The organism is Paracoccus sp. MBLB3053 (genome assembly GCF_031822435.1).
GTDB lineage: Bacteria > Pseudomonadota > Alphaproteobacteria > Rhodobacterales > Rhodobacteraceae > Paracoccus > Paracoccus aurantius.
Genome location: NZ_JAVQLW010000003.1, coordinates 106,485 through 123,570 on the forward strand (window position 1 = coordinate 106,485; position 17,086 = coordinate 123,570).

General features: G+C 61.3%; 14 protein-coding genes. 5 read left to right on the forward strand and 9 right to left on the reverse strand.

Annotation, left to right across the window (positions count from 1 at the left end; all coding sequences use genetic code 11):
* Position 1: 1 nt before the first annotated feature.
* Positions 2 to 1,477: a pyridoxal phosphate-dependent decarboxylase family protein gene (locus tag RGQ15_RS17135; protein ID WP_311161872.1), complete on the forward strand. Its 1,476-nt coding sequence runs from the start codon at positions 2 to 4 to the stop codon at positions 1,475 to 1,477.
* A 40-nt stretch (positions 1,478 to 1,517) separates the two neighbouring features.
* On the opposite strand, the gene RGQ15_RS17140 is transcribed toward RGQ15_RS17135, so the two are convergent.
* From RGQ15_RS17140 to RGQ15_RS17160, 5 genes are read right to left on the reverse strand one after another with little or no spacing between them, the layout of a single operon-like run.
* Entirely contained in the window at positions 1,518 to 2,480 is a 963-nt protein-coding gene (locus RGQ15_RS17140; protein ID WP_311161874.1) for an ABC transporter substrate-binding protein, read from the reverse strand.
* Positions 2,481 to 2,499: 19 nt separating this feature from the next.
* A complete protein-coding gene (locus tag RGQ15_RS17145; RefSeq protein WP_311161876.1) occupies positions 2,500 to 3,471 on the reverse strand; it encodes an ABC transporter permease in 972 nt (323 codons plus the stop codon).
* Positions 3,468 to 4,949, reverse strand: a complete 1,482-nt coding sequence (locus RGQ15_RS17150) for a sugar ABC transporter ATP-binding protein (RefSeq protein ID WP_311161878.1) — start codon at positions 4,947 to 4,949, stop codon at positions 3,468 to 3,470. The genes RGQ15_RS17145 and RGQ15_RS17150 overlap by 4 nt, the downstream gene beginning before the upstream one ends.
* Entirely contained in the window at positions 4,946 to 6,040 is a 1,095-nt protein-coding gene (locus RGQ15_RS17155; RefSeq protein WP_311161879.1) for a Gfo/Idh/MocA family protein, read from the reverse strand. The genes RGQ15_RS17150 and RGQ15_RS17155 overlap by 4 nt, the downstream gene beginning before the upstream one ends.
* Positions 6,037 to 7,089 carry a sugar phosphate isomerase/epimerase family protein gene (locus tag RGQ15_RS17160; protein ID WP_311161880.1) on the reverse strand — a complete coding sequence of 351 codons (1,053 nt, stop codon included), beginning with the start codon at positions 7,087 to 7,089 and terminating at the stop codon, positions 6,037 to 6,039. The genes RGQ15_RS17155 and RGQ15_RS17160 overlap by 4 nt, the downstream gene beginning before the upstream one ends.
* Positions 7,090 to 7,193: 104 nt before the next feature.
* Between RGQ15_RS17160 and RGQ15_RS17165 the strand changes: the two genes are divergently transcribed.
* Entirely contained in the window at positions 7,194 to 8,240 is a 1,047-nt protein-coding gene (locus tag RGQ15_RS17165) for a LacI family DNA-binding transcriptional regulator (RefSeq protein ID WP_311161881.1), read from the forward strand.
* A gap of 66 nt (positions 8,241 to 8,306) precedes the next feature.
* On the opposite strand, the gene ilvD is transcribed toward RGQ15_RS17165, so the two are convergent.
* From ilvD to RGQ15_RS17185, 4 genes are all read right to left on the reverse strand, one after another.
* The gene (ilvD, locus tag RGQ15_RS17170; protein WP_311161883.1) at positions 8,307 to 10,142 is read right to left on the reverse strand and encodes a dihydroxy-acid dehydratase; all 1,836 of its coding nucleotides are present in this window, start codon (positions 10,140 to 10,142) and stop codon (positions 8,307 to 8,309) included.
* 247 nt (positions 10,143 to 10,389) lie between these two features.
* Positions 10,390 to 10,920, reverse strand: coding sequence for an SRPBCC family protein (locus RGQ15_RS17175; protein ID WP_311161885.1), 531 nt, complete (start codon positions 10,918 to 10,920; stop codon positions 10,390 to 10,392).
* Between the two features lie 148 nt (positions 10,921 to 11,068).
* Entirely contained in the window at positions 11,069 to 11,422 is a 354-nt protein-coding gene (locus RGQ15_RS17180) for an ArsR/SmtB family transcription factor (RefSeq protein ID WP_311161887.1), read from the reverse strand.
* Positions 11,423 to 11,534: 112 nt separating this feature from the next.
* A complete protein-coding gene (locus RGQ15_RS17185; protein ID WP_311161889.1) occupies positions 11,535 to 12,947 on the reverse strand; it encodes a hypothetical protein in 1,413 nt (470 codons plus the stop codon).
* Between the two features lie 350 nt (positions 12,948 to 13,297).
* On the opposite strand from RGQ15_RS17185, the gene RGQ15_RS17190 reads away from it, so the two are divergent.
* From RGQ15_RS17190 to RGQ15_RS17200, 3 genes are all read left to right on the forward strand, one after another.
* Complete coding sequence (locus RGQ15_RS17190) at positions 13,298 to 14,944, forward strand: BCCT family transporter (RefSeq protein WP_311162222.1); 1,647 nt, start codon at positions 13,298 to 13,300, stop codon at positions 14,942 to 14,944.
* Positions 14,945 to 15,100: 156 nt separating this feature from the next.
* The gene (locus RGQ15_RS17195; protein ID WP_311161890.1) at positions 15,101 to 15,661 is read left to right on the forward strand and encodes a hypothetical protein; all 561 of its coding nucleotides are present in this window, start codon (positions 15,101 to 15,103) and stop codon (positions 15,659 to 15,661) included.
* Positions 15,658 to 17,004, forward strand: coding sequence for a GAF domain-containing protein (locus RGQ15_RS17200; protein ID WP_311161891.1), 1,347 nt, complete (start codon positions 15,658 to 15,660; stop codon positions 17,002 to 17,004). Before RGQ15_RS17195 ends, RGQ15_RS17200 begins: the two co-directional genes overlap by 4 nt.
* The last annotated feature ends 82 nt before the right edge of the window (positions 17,005 to 17,086 follow it).

Genomic DNA, 17,086 nt, shown 5'->3' on the forward strand with positions numbered 1-17,086 from the left:
CGTGGAGGAGAGGCTGGAAACCCTCGACCCGGAGGATTGGCAGGCCTATGCGCGCGAGGTCCATGCGACGCTTGACCGGGCGATCGCCCTGACCGCGAGCCTGGGGCACGATCCGGTCTGGCGCCCTGTTCCCGCTGAAATCCGCGCGGGATTCGAAAGCGGTGTGCCGCGTGAGCCCTCTTCGCTGGCGGATGTGCTCGACGAGACCTGGGCGACGGTTCTGAGCTATCCGTTGGGCAACCGGCATCCGCGCTATTGGATGTGGTACATGGGCGCTTCCTGCCTGACGGGTGCGCTTGGGGATTTCCTGGCAGCGGTTGACGGATCCAATCTTGGCGGCGGCAATGACGCTGCCGTCGAGGTCGAGCGGCAAGTCCTGCGCTGGCTCAAGGAAATCATCGGCTTCCCGCCCGATGCAGGGGGGACGCTTACAAGTGGCGGGACGGTTGCGAACCTGATCGGGTTGACCGTCGCGCGGAACCGCATGGCCCAAGGCAATATACGGGAAAACGGGCTTTCGTCGCTAAAGCAGCCCTTGCGTTACTATGCGTCAGACCAGGTCCATGCCTGCCATCAGAAGGCGATCGAGCTTCTGGGTCTGGGCAATCGCGCGTTGCGACGCGTTCCGACCCGGGCCGATTGCCGCATGCAGACCGCGGCGCTGCGCGCCGCGATCGCAGAGGATCGCGCGGCAGGTTATTCCCCTGCCTGCGTCATTGCGACGGCCGGAACCGTCAATACCGGTGCGATTGACAATCTGCGCGAACTGGCAGGGATCTGCCGCGAGGAAGGTTTGTGGTTTCATGTCGACGGCTGCATCGGCGCGCTGGCGCGCCTGTCCGAAAGCCATAGGGGGCTGCTCGACGGAATCGAACTGGCAGACAGCGTCGCGCTTGACCCGCACAAGATGATGCATGTGCCCTTCGAGGCAGGTTGCGTCCTTGTCCGGGACGCGGCGGCACAACTGCAAAGCTTCTCATTGGGTTCGGAGTATCTTGAATCGATGCAGCGCGGTGTCTCCGCTGGCGGCTGGCTGTTTGATTACGGCATCCAGACTTCGCGGGGCTTCAGGGCGTTGAAAATCTGGTTGATGCTGAAAGAGCACGGCGCGAACCGCTTTGGCCGGATCATAACCCGCAACATAGATCAGGCACGGCGAATTGCCGACCGTATCGACGCCGAACCACGCCTGCATCTGTTGTGGCCCGTGACGCTGGACATCGTCTGCTTCCGCTTCGATCCGGGCGGGCTGGAAACGGCCGCCCTGACCGCCCTGAACATCGAGATCATGATCAGGCTGCAGGAATCGGGCATTGCGGCTTTCTCGGACACGACTGTTCATGGTGAACACGGATTGCGGATCGCCATCTGCAATCACCGAACGACGGATGAAGACCTTGCGAGCGCGCTGGACGCAGTCCTGGAATTGGGTGAACGCCTCTGCAAGGAAAGATCTGTTTCCGAGCCGGCCAAATAGACCGACCCGGACCGATCTCGCGCAGGTCTGTTCCGGCTGCCTAGAATGGGCTGTCGGGGAAATAGAACTGTTCGGCGTTTTCCGGTGTGATCAACTGGGACCCGATGATAAAACGGCCCGTGACAGGCGCCTTCGAGACGAAATGCAGTGCGGTCATCTCGATTGCGGATGAGATCAGCGCCGGGGGATAGGTTACGTTGACAGGCAGTTGCTTGTCGCCTTCCATGATCCGCTTGACGATCTCCTTCATGCCGGCCCCGCCGATCACCCACATCTCGTCGTTGCGATTGGCGGCCGAGATGGCCTCCATCACGCCGATCGCCATGTCGTCATCCGCTGCCCAGACGGCGTCGATCTCGGGATATTTCGACAGGAAGTCCTGCATCACGGTGAATGCATCGTCGCGGTTCCAGTTGCCATGCTGCATGTCGAGTATCTCGACCCCGGAACCTTCCAGCGCTTTCTGGAAGGCATCGACCCGTTCATTGTCGAGCGTGGTCGGAATTCCCCGCAGCACGACGATCTTGTCGCCAGATTGCAGGTTTGCCTTGAAGTAATCTCCTGCGACCCGTCCGAATGCCGTATTGTCGCCCGCGACGTAAAGATCCTCGATGCCTTCCTCGGAAAGACCACGATCGACGACGGTCACGAATTTGCCCGCATCCTTGACCGCCTTGACCGGTGCGGTCAAAGGCTCGGATTCGAACGGCAGGACGACAAGCCCGTCAATGTTGCGGGTCGCCATCATGTCTTCGATGTCGTTGACCTGCTTGGCGGATTCGCCCGCCGTGGCAAGTACGAATTCGAGGTTGGGATAGGTTTCGCTCAGCCGCTTGATGGTGTCCTGCGCGTGCCAGTTCAGGCCGCCCATGAAGCCATGCGTGGCGGACGGGATCGACACGCCGATGATCTTCTTTTCGGCATCCTGCGCAACGGCGGCTCCGGCCGACATGGCCAGCGTTGCGGCCAGTGCCGCGCCTTTCATCACGTCTCTGCGTTTCATTTTCCTCTCCTCCCCAGGATTACCGCTCCTCGGCGGCGCTCTTTTCCCGCTGCAAGACGACAGCAAGAACGATGATGACCCCCTGGATGGCCCCGTTCAGGTAGGGGCTGACCAGATCGGCCAAGTTCAGGATATTGTCGATCAGGGACAAGATGAGGACGCCGACCACGGTACCCCAGACCCGACCCGTTCCGCCCTTGAGCGCCGTGCCACCGATGATGACGGCTGCAATCGCCTCAAGTTCCCACAGCACGCCAGTCGAGCCCGAGGCCGAACCCAGGCGGGGAACGTAAAGCACGACGGCAAGCCCGACCAGAAGCCCGAGAAACACATAGGTCATCAGCTTCACCCGATTCACGTCGATCGCGGAATAGCGTGCGACGCGCTCGTTCGAGCCTATGGCCTCGACATGGCGTCCAAAGCGGGAATGGCGCATCATCCATTCCCCGATGATCGCGACGACGGCAAAGGTGATGATCGGCCAGGTGATCCAGCCGATGCCGCCATAATAGACCGGGCGATAAAGCGTGCGAAGCCCGGATTGCAGGCTGAGTGTTCCGCCATCTGCGAGCCAGGTCACCAGGGATCGAAAGATCCCCATCGTGCCCAGGGTGACGATAAATGGCTCGATCCGGGCCTTGGTGACCAGCGCGCCGTTCAGATAGCCCGCAGCCAGCCCCCCGACCAGCGCGACTGCGATGCCCAGGATGATCGTGACCAAGTTCGGCCCCAGTGCCGGAAGCGCCGCGTTCATGGCAAGGATTGCGAGCCCGGCGAGAAAGGCCGCCATAGAGCCAACCGAAAGATCAAGCCCGCCCGATGTGATGACAAATGTCATGCCCACGGCGATCAAGCCGATGAAGGCCGAGCGGGCGAGCACATTCGCAATATTTGCGGGCGCAAGAAACGAGGGGTTCAGGAAGGCCCCAAGTGCCACCAGCGCGACAAGGGCGACGACGGGACCAAGCATATGCAGGTTGGGGCGCTTCATGCGGCCTCATTCACGCCCATGGCAAGGCGTACAATATTTTCCTCGGTCATGTCGCTGCCCTTCAGTTCGCCCGCGATCCTTCCGCTTCGCATCACAAGCACGCGGTCCGATATACCGATGACCTCTGTCATCTCGCTGCTGATGACGACAATGCTGCGGCCCTGGTCGGCCAGTCTGCGGATGAAGGCGTAGATCTGCCGTTTGGTGCCGACATCGATCCCCCTTGTCGGTTCGTCGATCAGGATGATCTCGGGGTCGGGCAACATCGTCTTTGCCAACAGAAGTTTCTGTTGATTGCCTCCGGAAAGCTTGCCCGCTGGCATGTCGCGGCGCGGAGCGCGGATGTCGAACTCTTTCGAGGCACTATCCAGGGCCCGATCCTCGGCGCGCGTGTCCAGATGCCACTTGCCAAAGCGCTCGAGCGCGGCGAGGGTCAGGTTCGTGCGCAGCGATTTTTGCAGCAGCAGGCCCGCTTCCTTCCTGTCTTCGGTCAGATAGGCCAGTCCTGCGGCAAAGGCATCGCGCAATCCCTGAATTCGGACTAGCTTGCCGTTCACGCGAACTTCGCCCGATGCAGGACGAAGTCCCACGAGGCCCTCGGCCAATTCCGTCCGACCCGAGCCGACCAGCCCGGCAATGCCCAGCACTTCACCCTTGGCCAGGGTCAGGCTTGCCTGATGGACCGCCCCGGGCACGTTCAGCCCTACCACTTCAAGGGCGGCTTTGCCGAGGGGGGTGCCCTTCGGCGGATAGAAGTCCCGCAACTCGCGGCCGACCATGGCCGTGGCCATCTGGTTTTCGTTCATCTCGCCGCGTTCAGCGCGGCGGACCACGCGGCCGTCGCGTAGGACGGTGATACGGTCCGCGAGATGCTCGACCTCATCCAATCGATGCGAACAATACAGGATCGCGACGCCCTCCGCCTTTAACCGATCGATTTGTTCATAGAGCGTGCCCACTTCACGATGAGTCAGAACCGCGCTGGGTTCGTCCATGATGAGCACGCGTGCCCTGCGCGACAACGCCTTGGCGATCTCGACCATCTGACGGTCGGGGACTGACAGGCTGCGGATCAGGCTGTCGGGGTCTATCTTGCTGTGCAATCGTCCCAGCAGTGCCAGGGTCTCTGCGCGCATCGCGGCATGATCGAGCCGCCAGTTCCCTGTTTCCCGCCCAAGAAAGACATTGGCCGCGACGCTGAGATCCTGGGCGAGGTTGAATTCCTGGTGGATGACGGTGATCCCGGCCGCCTCGGCCTCGGGTCCGCTCGCAAAGCGGTGGGGCTTGTCATCCAGCAGGATCTCTCCGCTGCTCGGATCCAGAAAACCGCCGAGGATCTTCATGATCGTGGACTTTCCGGCCCCATTTTCGCCGATCAGCGCGTGAACCTCGCCGGGTTCCAGCGCGAGGTCGACGCCGTGCAATACCTCGATCGGGCCGAAGCTCTTCGAAACATTGCGCAGCGCCAGCACCGTCATGGGGAAACCTCGGTCCAGGCGCCATCGCGTTCGGACGAAGACTTTGCCGCGGTGATGAAGGCCATGCCGGAAAGCCCGGCCGAAAGTCCTGGGACACGATCAGCGGCGGACAGATCGCCACGAATGATGGACGCGATGTCCAGATAGAGGTTCGCGAAGCCTTCCAGATATCCTTCCGGGTGGCCGGGCGGAGTTCGAAACGAGGCCGAGCGGTCATGCGCCCGCGTCAGGATCTGCGCAGGGCCGTTCTTGGGCGAAAAAATCAGCCGCTCGCTGTCCGAAAGTCGCCACTCCAGTGCGGCCTCGTCGCCGAACACGCGCAAGGACAGTCCGTTTTCCTGCCCGACTGCAACCTGGCTCGCCCAGATGCCACCTTTTGCGCCCGAGGCATAGCGCAGCGCGACCCGCGCATCATCGTCGATCGGGCGGCCCGGCACCATGCTCGAGAGATCGGCCGAGACATAGCTGGGGGTCTGGCCGGTGACGAATTCGGCCAATTGCCAGGCGTGCGTGCCGATATCGCCAAGCGCGCCTGCGCCTGCCTGCGCCGGATCAGTGCGCCAATCGGCCTGCTTGCTGCGAACATTGTCCGCGAGCCAACCTTGCAGATATTCGGCCTGAACCAGCCGAACTTGACCCAATGATCCTTCGGCGACTCGGGCGCGCGCCTCACGCACCATGGGCAAGGCCGAATAGTTATGCGTCAGGAAAAAGCGCGCTGAACTGGCTTCGGCAGCCTTGGCGATCTCGCGGGCCTGTTGCGAAGTGGCGGTCAGAGGCTTGTCGCAGATGACATGGATGCCCGCATTGAGAAAAGCGACGGCTGGTGCGGCATGCATGTGATTTGGCGTCACGATCGCGACGGCTTCGATGCCATCCTCGCGCAGGGGTTCCGCCTCGGCCATGGCCGCGAAACTGGAATAGCTGCGAATTCCCAGTTCGGCGGCGCTCGTTGTCGCGCGATCAGGATCGCTGCTGAGTGCCCCCGCGACCAGATCGAACCGCCCATCCATGCGTGCAGCAATGCGGTGGATCGCACCGATGAATGCACCGCTGCCGCCGCCGACCATCCCCAAACGGATAGGTTTCATAGCCCAAGCGCCCTTTCGATCGCCATGCGGTCCACCGCGCTTGCCGCGAAATCGTCGAAGGCATGGGGGGTGACGCGAATGATATGCTCGCGGACAAAGCGCGCGCCCTCTTTCGCACCATCCTCCGGGTGCTTGAGCGCGCATTCCCACTCCACCACGGCCCAGCCGCCGAACCCGTATTGCGTCAACTTCGAGAAGATCGCGCCGAAATCGACCTGACCGTCGCCCAGGCTGCGGAACCTTCCGGCACGGTCCAGCCAGGGCTGGTAGCCGCCATACACACCTTGCCGCCCATTCGGCCGGAACTCGGCATCCTTGACATGGAACATGCGGATGCGGTCGTGATAGATGTCGATATTCTGCAGGTAATCAAGCTGCTGCAGCACATAGTGTGACGGATCGTAAAGCATGTTCGCGCGGGCATGGCCATTGACGCGGTCGAGGAACATTTCGAATGTCACCCCGTCATGCAGATCTTCGCCCGGATGGATTTCGTAGCAGATGTCGATGCCATTTTCCTCGGCCAGATCCAGAAGCGGGCGCCACCGTGCCGCCAATGCATCGAACGCTGTCTCTACCAGACCCGGGGTGCGCTGCGGCCAAGGATAAAGATAGGGCCAGGCAAGCGCCCCCGAAAAGGAGGCCATGGCATTGAGCCCCAACAGGCGGCTGACCCGGATCGCGCGGCCGACCTGATCGACCGCCCATTCCTGCCGGGCTTTCGGATTGCCGCGAAGGCTTTCGGGTGCGAAGGCATCAAAGCCCGCATCATAGGCCGGATGGACCGCGACCAGCTGACCTTGAAGATGCGTCGACAGCTCTGTCACCTCGACGCCGTTCTGTCGCGCGATGCCCAGAAACTCGTCGCGGTAATCCTGCGAGCTTTCCGCACGATCTAGATCAAGAATTCGCGGATCATGCGTCGGCACCTGCACGCCCGCATAACCGCAATCGGCCGCCCAGCGGGTAATCCCGTCCCATGAATCAAAAGGTGCCTCGGCACCTATGAACTGCGCCAGAAACAACGCAGGTCCCTTGATGGTCTGCATGGTTTTCCTCACTCCCTGACTTCAGGCTGCCTTGCATTGAAATCGATTGCAAGAACTAGTTTCCTGCCTTGCGACGAGGTTGCGGGACGACTTACTCTGAGCACATGGAGAAGTTCGTCCCTCGTGTGAAACTAGCCGACGTGGCTCGCCTCGCCGGAGTTTCGGCATCAACCGTCAGTCGTGTTCTGTCCAATCCAGAAGTGGTCGCCGTAACGACCAGGCAGGCGGTGATGAATGCGGTTGAGGCCACTGGCTACCGGCTGAACCACGCTGCGAGGAACCTGCGAAAGCAACGCACCGGAAGCGTCGTGGCGCTGGTCCCCAATCTGGGAAATCCGTTCTTTTCGAAGATCCTTGCAGGCATGGGCCGTGAACTTGCCCAGGCAGGTTACGATCTGCTGGTGGCAGACACCATGGAGGGATCAGCAGAGCAGAAATCTTTCCGCCGTTTTTTCGATCCGTCCCGTGCTGACGGTATCATTCTGCTGGACGGTCGTGTTCCTGCGGATGAACTCGCGCCGCAGCTCGGACTTCCGCCGATGGTCTGTGCTTGTGAATGGGTCGAGGGTGCCGATTTGCCTTGCGTCAGGCTCGACAACGAAGCGGGGAGCCGGCTCGCAGTCGAACACCTGCTTTCGCTAGGCCATCGTCATATCGGATTGATCGGTGGACCGGCCGGGAACGTCCTGCACATGGCCCGTCTCGCGGCGTCGAAGGCCGCCGCAGGGAATGCCCGACTTACCCTTTTCCAAGGTGATTTCACCCTGCAATCTGGACTGGCCGCCGCGCGAAGCTGGATCGACATGCCCCGTGCTGACCGACCTTCCGCGATCCATGCCTTTTCGGACGAAATGGCATGCGCCTTTCTGTCGACCGTTCAGCAGGCCGGGTTTCGGGTTCCCGAGGATGTGTCGATCGTCGGCTTCGATGACATTGAGCTCGCCTCGTTCCTGACGCCGGCGTTGACCACGATCCATCAACCGAAACGACAAATTGGCCGCGATGCTGCGCGACTCATCCTTCGCGCGATCGGTGGCGAGAGCGTTACCCCTGTGACCCGTTTGGTTCCGGATCTGATGATCCGAGGCTCGACCGGTATCGCGTCAGACCGCATCCATGGTGGCCGTCGGGGCGCGAAGGCCGATCGGTAAGCTTTCAGTAGCGGGCCAGTTGAGCCGTCGCCCGCTTTGTCCATCGGCGGGCGACGGCGTGTGTTTCTATTCGGGCAGGATGCGAACGGCGCCCTTGTCTGCCGATGAGGCGAAGGCGGCATAGGCGCGAAGCGCGAGCGTTACGTTGCGCTTGCGCTGTTCGGCTGGTTTCCAGCCCTGCTGGTCCTGTGCGGCGCGCCGATCGGCAAGCTCGGCCTCATTCACGGCAAGGTTGATCGTTCGGTTGGGAATGTCGATCTCGATGATGTCGCCATTGCGGACCAGACCGATCATGCCGCCCTGCGCCGCTTCGGGCGAGCAATGGCCGATCGACAGCCCCGAGGTTCCGCCCGAAAAGCGACCGTCGGTGATCAGGGCGCAGGATTTTCCAAGGCCCTTAGATTTGAGGTAGCTGGTCGGGTACAGCATTTCCTGCATGCCCGGACCGCCCTTCGGACCTTCATAGCGGATCACGACCACGTCGCCGGCTTTGACCTTGTTGCCGAGGATGCCGCTGACTGCAGCGTCCTGGCTTTCGAAGACGACGGCAGGCCCGGTGAATTTCAGGATCGAGTCGTCAACTCCCGCGGTTTTCACAATGCAGCCGTCGAGCGCGATATTGCCCTTGAGAACCGCAAGGCCGCCATCGGCCGAAAAAGGCGCATTGACCGAGCGGATGACGCCATTCTGGCGATCCATGTCCAGCGTGTCCCAGCGCGCCGACTGCGAGAAGGCCGTCTGGGTCGGGATGCCGCCGGGGGCCGCGCGGTAGAAATCGTGGACCGCTTCGCTGTCGGTCCGGTCGATATCCCAGCGGTCGATCGCGTCACCTAGCGTGGGGCTGTGAACCGTTGGCGTGTCGCGATGGATCAGTCCGCCTCGTTCCAGCTGACCTAGGATCGCCATGATCCCACCGGCGCGATGAACGTCCTCCATGTGCACGTCCTGTTTGGCGGGTGCGACCTTGGACAGGCAAGGAACATTGCGGCTGAGCCGGTCGATGTCGCCAAGGTCGAAATCGATGCCGCCTTCATGGGCGGCCGCAAGGATATGCAGAACCGTATTCGTCGAACCGCCCATGGCAATGTCAAGCGACATGGCGTTCTCGAAGGCGCGCTTGTTCGCGACGTTGCGAGGCAGGACGTTCACGTCGTTCTGTTCATAGTAGCGACGCGCAAGGTCGACGATGACATGGCCAGCTTCGACGAAAAGCCGCTTGCGGTCGGCATGGGTCGCCAGCGTCGATCCATTGCCCGGCAGGGAAAGCCCGAGCGCCTCGGTCAGGCAGTTCATCGAGTTCGCGGTGAACATGCCCGAGCAAGAGCCGCAGGTCGGGCAGGCCGAACGCTCGATGGTCTGGACGTCCTCGTCCGAAACGGAATCGTCGGCGGCGGCGACCATCGCATCGACCAGGTCCAGCGCATGGGTCTTGCCGTGCATGACGACCTTGCCCGCTTCCATAGGGCCGCCCGAAACGAAGATCGCGGGAATGTTCAACCGCATTGCAGCGTTCAGCATGCCGGGGGTGATCTTGTCGCAGTTCGAAATGCAGACCATGGCGTCGGCGCAATGGGCATTCACCATGTATTCCACGCTATCGGCGATGATCTCGCGCGAAGGCAGCGAATAAAGCATGCCGTCATGGCCCATCGCGATGCCGTCATCGACCGCGATCGTATTGAACTCCTTGGCGACACCGCCAGCCGCTTCGATCTCGCGCGCGACGAGCTGGCCCAGATCCTTCAGGTGGACGTGACCCGGCACGAACTGGGTGAAGGAATTGACCACGGCGATAATGGGCTTGCCGAAGTCACCGTCCTTCATCCCCGTGGCACGCCAGAGGCCGCGGGCCCCGGCCATGTTCCGTCCATGGGTGGTCGTGCGAGAGCGATAGGCTGGCATAGTCGAAATTCCCGTTTTGTGCTGAACCGCTCCGGGTCCGAGCGTTCGTTATCACTTCAGGCGGGGAACGTTCCAGTGCTGCCGACGCAATTTATGACATTAAGTGGTCCGAAAAGTGAAACTTCCGTTCGCGTCCGGTCAGGTTTGAACGTCGGCACCCTTCGGCCAGGCTGTCCCGGCCGGCCGAACCGGCCAGGACAGGCTGGACTTTCCGCAACCTCGACGGTCCTTCTCGCAAGGGCCGGGTTCAGCTCGGGATACGGTTCGCATACTCCGCCTTGAGGCTCGACCAACTGGCCCAGAAGCTTGCAGGCGTCGACCCGGATGCCTCCGAGACGAGAAGGTCCAGATGGGCATGCCATCCCGCGCTGACCATGAGCTTGGCCGATCGTTCGCTCAGACCGGTATGGGTCAGGGTCAGAAGCACCCGATCGCCTTTCGGCTCTAACTCGAATGTGACCTCGCCGTTGCCCCAGGCAATGGTCAGGCTTCGCAAGGGATCAAAGGCGATCACTCGGCTTTCCAGCCGATGTTCGGCCGGAATGTCCTCTGGTCTGGGATCGGACGGGCTGCTGAGTTCATCGTTGCGCCAGACAAGTTCGAGTGGTGCTCCGGGTGAAAGTGTCATTTCGCCTGCGGCAAGCCATTTTCTGCGCTTCTCGCCGTCGATGAGATAGCTCCAGATCCGGTCGACCGGTCCTGGCAACCATCGACGGATTACCAATGTGGTGGGCGAAACCATTGTTCCGAATTCGTCGGTCATGTCTTGAAGGGTCATTTCGCGTAGCCTCCGTGTTGTAAGGTCAGTTGGGGCCATCGATCCGGCTGGGATCGATGATGAAACAGTTGCCTTCGGGGTCAGTACGTTTCCTTGGTGCCTTGCGAGGTGGCCGACCGGCTAGGGAAAGCGTCCGGCACGGCGATCATCATTCCTTCGTTGATCGCTGCTTCTTTGGGTTGGTGGGCAAAGCCTCGTCATCTTCGCTGCGCAGAAGGCGTTCCAACCGATCCAGCCGATCCGTCCAAAACTGCTCATAGAAGGCGATTTCGTCGAAGGCGCCTTTCAAGGGCGCGGCTTCGAGACGGCAGATATGCGTCCTCCACTGGATCTCGCGGCGAATGAGCCCAGCTTTCTCAAGGACCTTGATATGTTTCGAGGCTGCGGCCAGCGACATTTCATGCGGCGCGGCAAGCTCGCTGATCGTTCTCTCGCCGCGGGCCAGATCGCGGAGCATCCGCCTGCGGGTCGGATCGCCAAGTGCATTGAAAACCATGTCCATGAGTGATTCTCGTTCAACCATATTGTTAAATTACCACGACCGGTCTGTTCGATCAACTGGTTGGTTTAATGATTGGCCAAGTTGTCCAGGGGACAGGCGCGGCGCCTTGTTTTCACATCGACATTGCCAGAAATGCCGACCAGGCCGAGATGACTATCCCCATGACCAAGGCATAAAATCCATTCCACGCCAGTCCGACATGACGGGGCGAGACCTTGCCGAATGAGCCGATCAGCAGAACTGACGCGGTGAAAGGCGATGTTGTTCCCGTGATCGCCCAACCGCCGACGATCGCAGCGACCAGGGCGGCAGGGTCCACACCCATTTCAGCCGGGGAGGGCAGCATCGGAACGATCAGCGAGACCGAGAGGATGGGGTTCATGCCCATCTGCCCTGTCAGCGGGACCAACCAGACCATCGAAACGACGATCAGCAGGGGCGGCAGCGCGCCGAGGTCGATCCCCAGCCTGGGCATCATGGGGACCAGAAGAAACGCCCCCAGACTGCCGATGAACGCTGCCATGAAAAGAAGCACGATCTGCCCGCCATAGGCAGGCAGCTCTCGTGTCGTGAACTCGCCGACCCGGTGTCCGAGATGGGACATGCGCCCAGTGCCGCTCGATTTGCCCTGCTGCAAGATCCACGCCATCGCGACGGTCGGCACGAAGGACATGACGGCCACGACAACGTCGACATGCGCGGCTTGATGCAGCAGGAAAACTCCTGTGACCACCACTGCCAGAAGAAGCAAAAGGGGCCTGAGGTGCAGAAGCCAACCTCCGCCAGGCCCCGAGCCGATGGGCACGGGACGGTTAAGGCGAGGCTTGAAGATCGCATCCATGCCCCAGCCGACGATTATCATCGTGATCGAGATGGCAAGGCATGGCAAAGCCACCTTGGGCCACTCCGCGCCGGGAACCAAAGCGGTGGTGATGGCCATCGAGAAGCCCAGCGGCGACCAACTGAGCGTCGAGGCAAATCCACGCTGAACCGCCACCAGCATGCGCCTCCGGCGGTGTCGGCGGATTTCGGGATCGGGCTCGCGCATTGCGCTTTCCGATGCAAGCGATCCCAGCAATGCAATCGATCCGTAAAGCAGGATCAACCCGAAGAGGTGCCCGCCAATCGTCAGGGCAAGATAGCGCAGGCCGGGCCGTTGGCCGGCGAGAAAACGTCCGCAGGCAAGGATTTCCTCGGACCCGGACGCGGCAATGCGGATTGCCGAAAGGGCTGTGTATAGGGCGATCACGAAACTGCCCTTTTCGACCGCGCTCCAGCTTCCCGCCAGCCCATCGGACCTCGACAGGATGGCCAGGATGACCATGGCCAGCCCGACCACGGCGAATATCCGGGGTGAAGACCTGTCGCTGACGCAGAAAGCCAGAATTGTCGCCAGCGAAAGAACACCGGACAATCCCGCGAGCACAGGGCTGGACCCATATTCAGCCGCGATGGTGCCGAGCATGACCCCGACGGGGAAAACCCCGGAGAGCGCCCTGAGCCGAGGAGCCAAATTGCCTGACATCGCTGTTCCCATGCTGCATGCGATGCCGAACACGCCGCGTCGCTCCTGCAATGCGCTCGATTCACAGCATGTTTTCCGACGAGAGCCAAGGGGCGGCTTCCTGAATTGGCGCTGTTCCGGCGACCCTGATGTGTCCCGTCTGTCTTGGCCGGAACCAAGTCGGGGGTCGTCAAAACACGGGCGCCTCCTCTCGCGGTTGTGAAATGGGCCTATCGCGGCTATGCTTTGATCCTTCGGAATGCAATTCGTCCATGCTTGACGGATCAGACGGCCTCAAGCGGCTGCGGGCGAGTTGCCGGATGCGAACTGAAAAAATCAGGGAATAATTCTTGTCAGAGAACACAGAGATTGTGATCGATCCTGCATCGCACGAGGCGATCCCTTCACCCGAAGGGGCAACCCAGCTCATCGATACGGATTACGAGATCGGGCAGGACAATATCAACTATCGGCGCCGGTTCGTCTTCGAGTTGGACATCCATAACGTCGTCTTCAGCGTCTCGGCCATCGGAGTGGTGGCCTTCACCCTGCTGACGCTGATGTTCCAGAACACGCTGGAGCCTTTCTTCACCGCCACGCGAAACGTTTTGACTTCGAACCTCGACTGGTTCTTTCTCAGCGCCGCGAATGTTTTCGTGCTGCTTTGTCTCGCCCTGATCGTGCTGCCGCTTGGCCGTATCCGTCTGGGCGGGCCCGACGCCACACCGAATTACAGCTATGCTTCTTGGTTTTCGATGCTTTTTGCTGCCGGCATGGGCATCGGCCTGATGTTCTACGGCGTGGCCGAGCCGATGGGCAACTACACCGCCGCCTTCGATGGGCCTGTTGTCGGACCTGACGGGCTGCGAACGGACTGGGCGCCTCTGGATGGCGCGCCGGGCGATCCGCTGGGTGCTCGCCGACTGGCCATGGCAGCCACGATTTTTCACTGGGCGCTGCACCCCTGGTCGATCTATGCCATCGTCGCCCTGTCGCTGGCGCTGTTTGCCTATAACAAGGGGCTGCCGCTGACCTTGCGATCGGTGTTCTACCCGCTCCTGGGAGAGAAGGTTTGGGGATGGCCTGGCCATGTCATCGACATTCTCGCGGTCTTTGCGACAATCTTCGGCCTATCGACCTCGCTCGGCTTTGGGGCGCAACAAGCCAGCGCCGGGCTGAACTTCCTGTTCGGCTGGCCCGCCACCACCGGAGCGATGATCTTCCTGATCATCATTATCACCGGCATTGCGACGGCTTCGGTCGTGGCCGGTATGGACAGGGGCGTGAAGCTTTTGTCCGAGATGAACATGGTTCTGGCATTCCTGCTTCTGCTTTTCATCGTCGCGGTCGGACCGACATTTCAGATCGCGTCGGGGTTCTTCAAGAACCTTCTGGCCTATGGCGAATACCTCCCGGCGCTGTCCAACCCCTTCGGCCGGGATGACGACAATTTCCGCCAAGGCTGGACGGCCTTCTACTGGGCGTGGTGGATCAGCTGGTCACCCTTTGTCGGCATGTTCATCGCCCGTGTCAGCCGTGGCCGCACGGTCCGCGAGTTCCTGGTGGCCGTACTGCTGATCCCTTCGCTTGTGTCGACCCTGTGGATGACTGCGCTTGGAGGAACTGCGATCAGCCAGGTCGTCAGCGAGGGTCTGACCTCGGTTCAGGATGCGGCGCTTGAACTGAAGCTGTTCGAGATGCTGGCCCATCTGCCGCTGTCTTGGCTGACCTCTCTGATCGGGATCGTGCTGGTTATCGTGTTCTTCGTGACCTCGTCGGATTCGGGGTCGCTGGTCATCGATACGATCGGCGCCGGAGGCAAGGTGAATGCACCAGTGCCGCAGCGCGTCTTCTGGGCCACATTCGAGGGCCTCGTGGCGATTGCCCTGCTGCTGGGCGGGGGATTGGTCGCGCTACAGGCGATGGCCGTTTCGACGGGATTTCCCTTTGCGATCGTGCTGCTCTTGGCCGCCGTCTCGCTGGTGATGGGATTGCGCGCCGAGCCACGGCCAGACTGACACGAGATGCCCCGTGCGAGCCGCCTTGAAGGCGGTTCGCATTATCTTTGCATCACTCCACGTCTTCATGAACCCGGCGCGTCGGTCCAGAGGTTGTGAGACGTTCCCTTTTCTAGATTCACGCCTCGGATGACGGTAAGCTGACCCTGCTCAGGAATGGAGGGTAGGCTGGCCAGAAGCGAATATCCCGCATCACCCGCTCAGGAAGCCATTCCCGGCGGAGAGTATCTGGACGGCTCTCCCCTGAGGGTCGATCTCGCGCAATTCGTTCAAAGCGGAATCAGCGTTATCCTTGGGTCGGTCGACAGGAACGCGCGACCCGTTGCCGCGATCGGCCTTGCCTGCAGGGTTCTTGATGGCGGTGTTCTGCGCGTGATCGCACGCGCGCCCGCGATCACACCCATTCTGGCCTCGGTTGCGGCAGGGTCCGGGATCGCCGTGACATTTTCCCGACCTGTCACGCATCGTTCGATCCAGTTCAAATCCGACCGCGCCAGGATCGTGCCCGCAGAAGACGCCGATTGGCTGGCGGTCGAGCATCAGACAGCGATCTTTCGGCAGGAACTGCTCGAAGTCGGTCACGACGAGGCATTTGCCGACTACATCGTGATGTGCAGCGTGAACGAGGTTGCAGTATTCGAGCTCACACCCGATCACGGATTCGTCCAGACGCCTGGCCCAGGGGCGGGTGCCGCGCTTGCGGGGCGGCCCGGATGAGCCTCATCAACATGGATGTCCTGCGTCGCTCGCTGGAAGGGATCATTCCTTCCGTGCTCGCGACATGCGATCTCGAGAATGTCCCGAACGTCTCGCTGATTTCGCAGGTGCATTACGTCGACTGCGATCATGTGGCGTTATCGTATCAGTTCTTCAACAAGACGCGCCAGAACCTGCTCGCAACTGGTTCCGCCTCGGTCGTCGTGATCGATCCGGTGACCATGATGCAGCACCGTTTGTCGCTCGACTATGTCGAGACACGGACCGAGGGACCGATTTTTGAATCCATGAAGGCGCGTTTGGCAGGTATCGCATCTCACGCAGGGATGGCAGATGTCTTCAAGCTGCTCGGTTCGGACCTGTTCCGCGTGCGCGAGATCGAGCAGGTTCCCGCACAGTGCCGACCAGAGCCCTATCCCGAACGTGACCTGCTTCTGGCCCTTCGCCTTACCTGTCGGGAGCTTTCCGCGGTCGTCGAACTCGGCACCTTGCTGGATCGCGCACTCGACTGCCTCGAACGGTATTTCGGGATCGCGCGCTCAATGGCGCTTATGCTTGATCCGGACGCGGCGCGGCTGTTCACGCTTGCCTCGCATGGATATTCGCCCTCGGGCATCGGGTCGGAAGTGTTGCTTGGCGAAGGCGTCATCGGGGTCGCCGCGCGTCAGGACACCGCGATACGGATCGGCCACATGACCCGCGAATACGGTTATGGCGAAGCCGTGAGGAATGCGGCGATACGTTCGGGCCTTGACTGGCAGCGCGCGACCGAGATCACCTTTCCGGGGCTGGCCGAGCCGGCCAGCCAGATCGCTGTCCCGATCCGCTCTCCCACAAGGCTGATCGGGGTGCTGTTTTGCGAAAGTGAGCAATCCTTCCGCTTCTGGCATGATGACGAAACTGCGCTGTCGATACTGGCCGATCATCTCGGGGCGCTGATCGAGCTCTTGCCTGATCGCGCCGGCACGGCCGATCCCCCCATCATCCTGCCCCGGCCGGGTGGGGAAAATAGGGTCGTGATCCGTCATTTCGCGCAGGATGACAGCATCTTTCTTGGCAATGACTACTTGATAAAGGGGGTCGCCGGCGCCATTCTTCTGCGGTTGGTCCGTGAACGTATCGCTACCGGACGCGACGAGTTCACCACGCGCGAGCTGCGGCTGGACCCAAGCTTGCGGCTGCCCGACAATGCCGAGAATCTTGACGCCCGTCTCGTCTTGCTTCGCAAGCGTCTGGAAGAACGCGAGGCTTGTCTGAGGATTGAAAAATCCGGCCGCGGGCGGTTCCGGCTCTGCACCGCCAGCCCGCTGGTCCTGCAATCCATTGCGGGCACGCCCGGCTGACCGTTTAGCAAGAATTTAGCATTTCATGCCGGAACACTTAGCAAGCGCCATGGCGCCCCCGGCTGTATTTCTCCGACCTGTT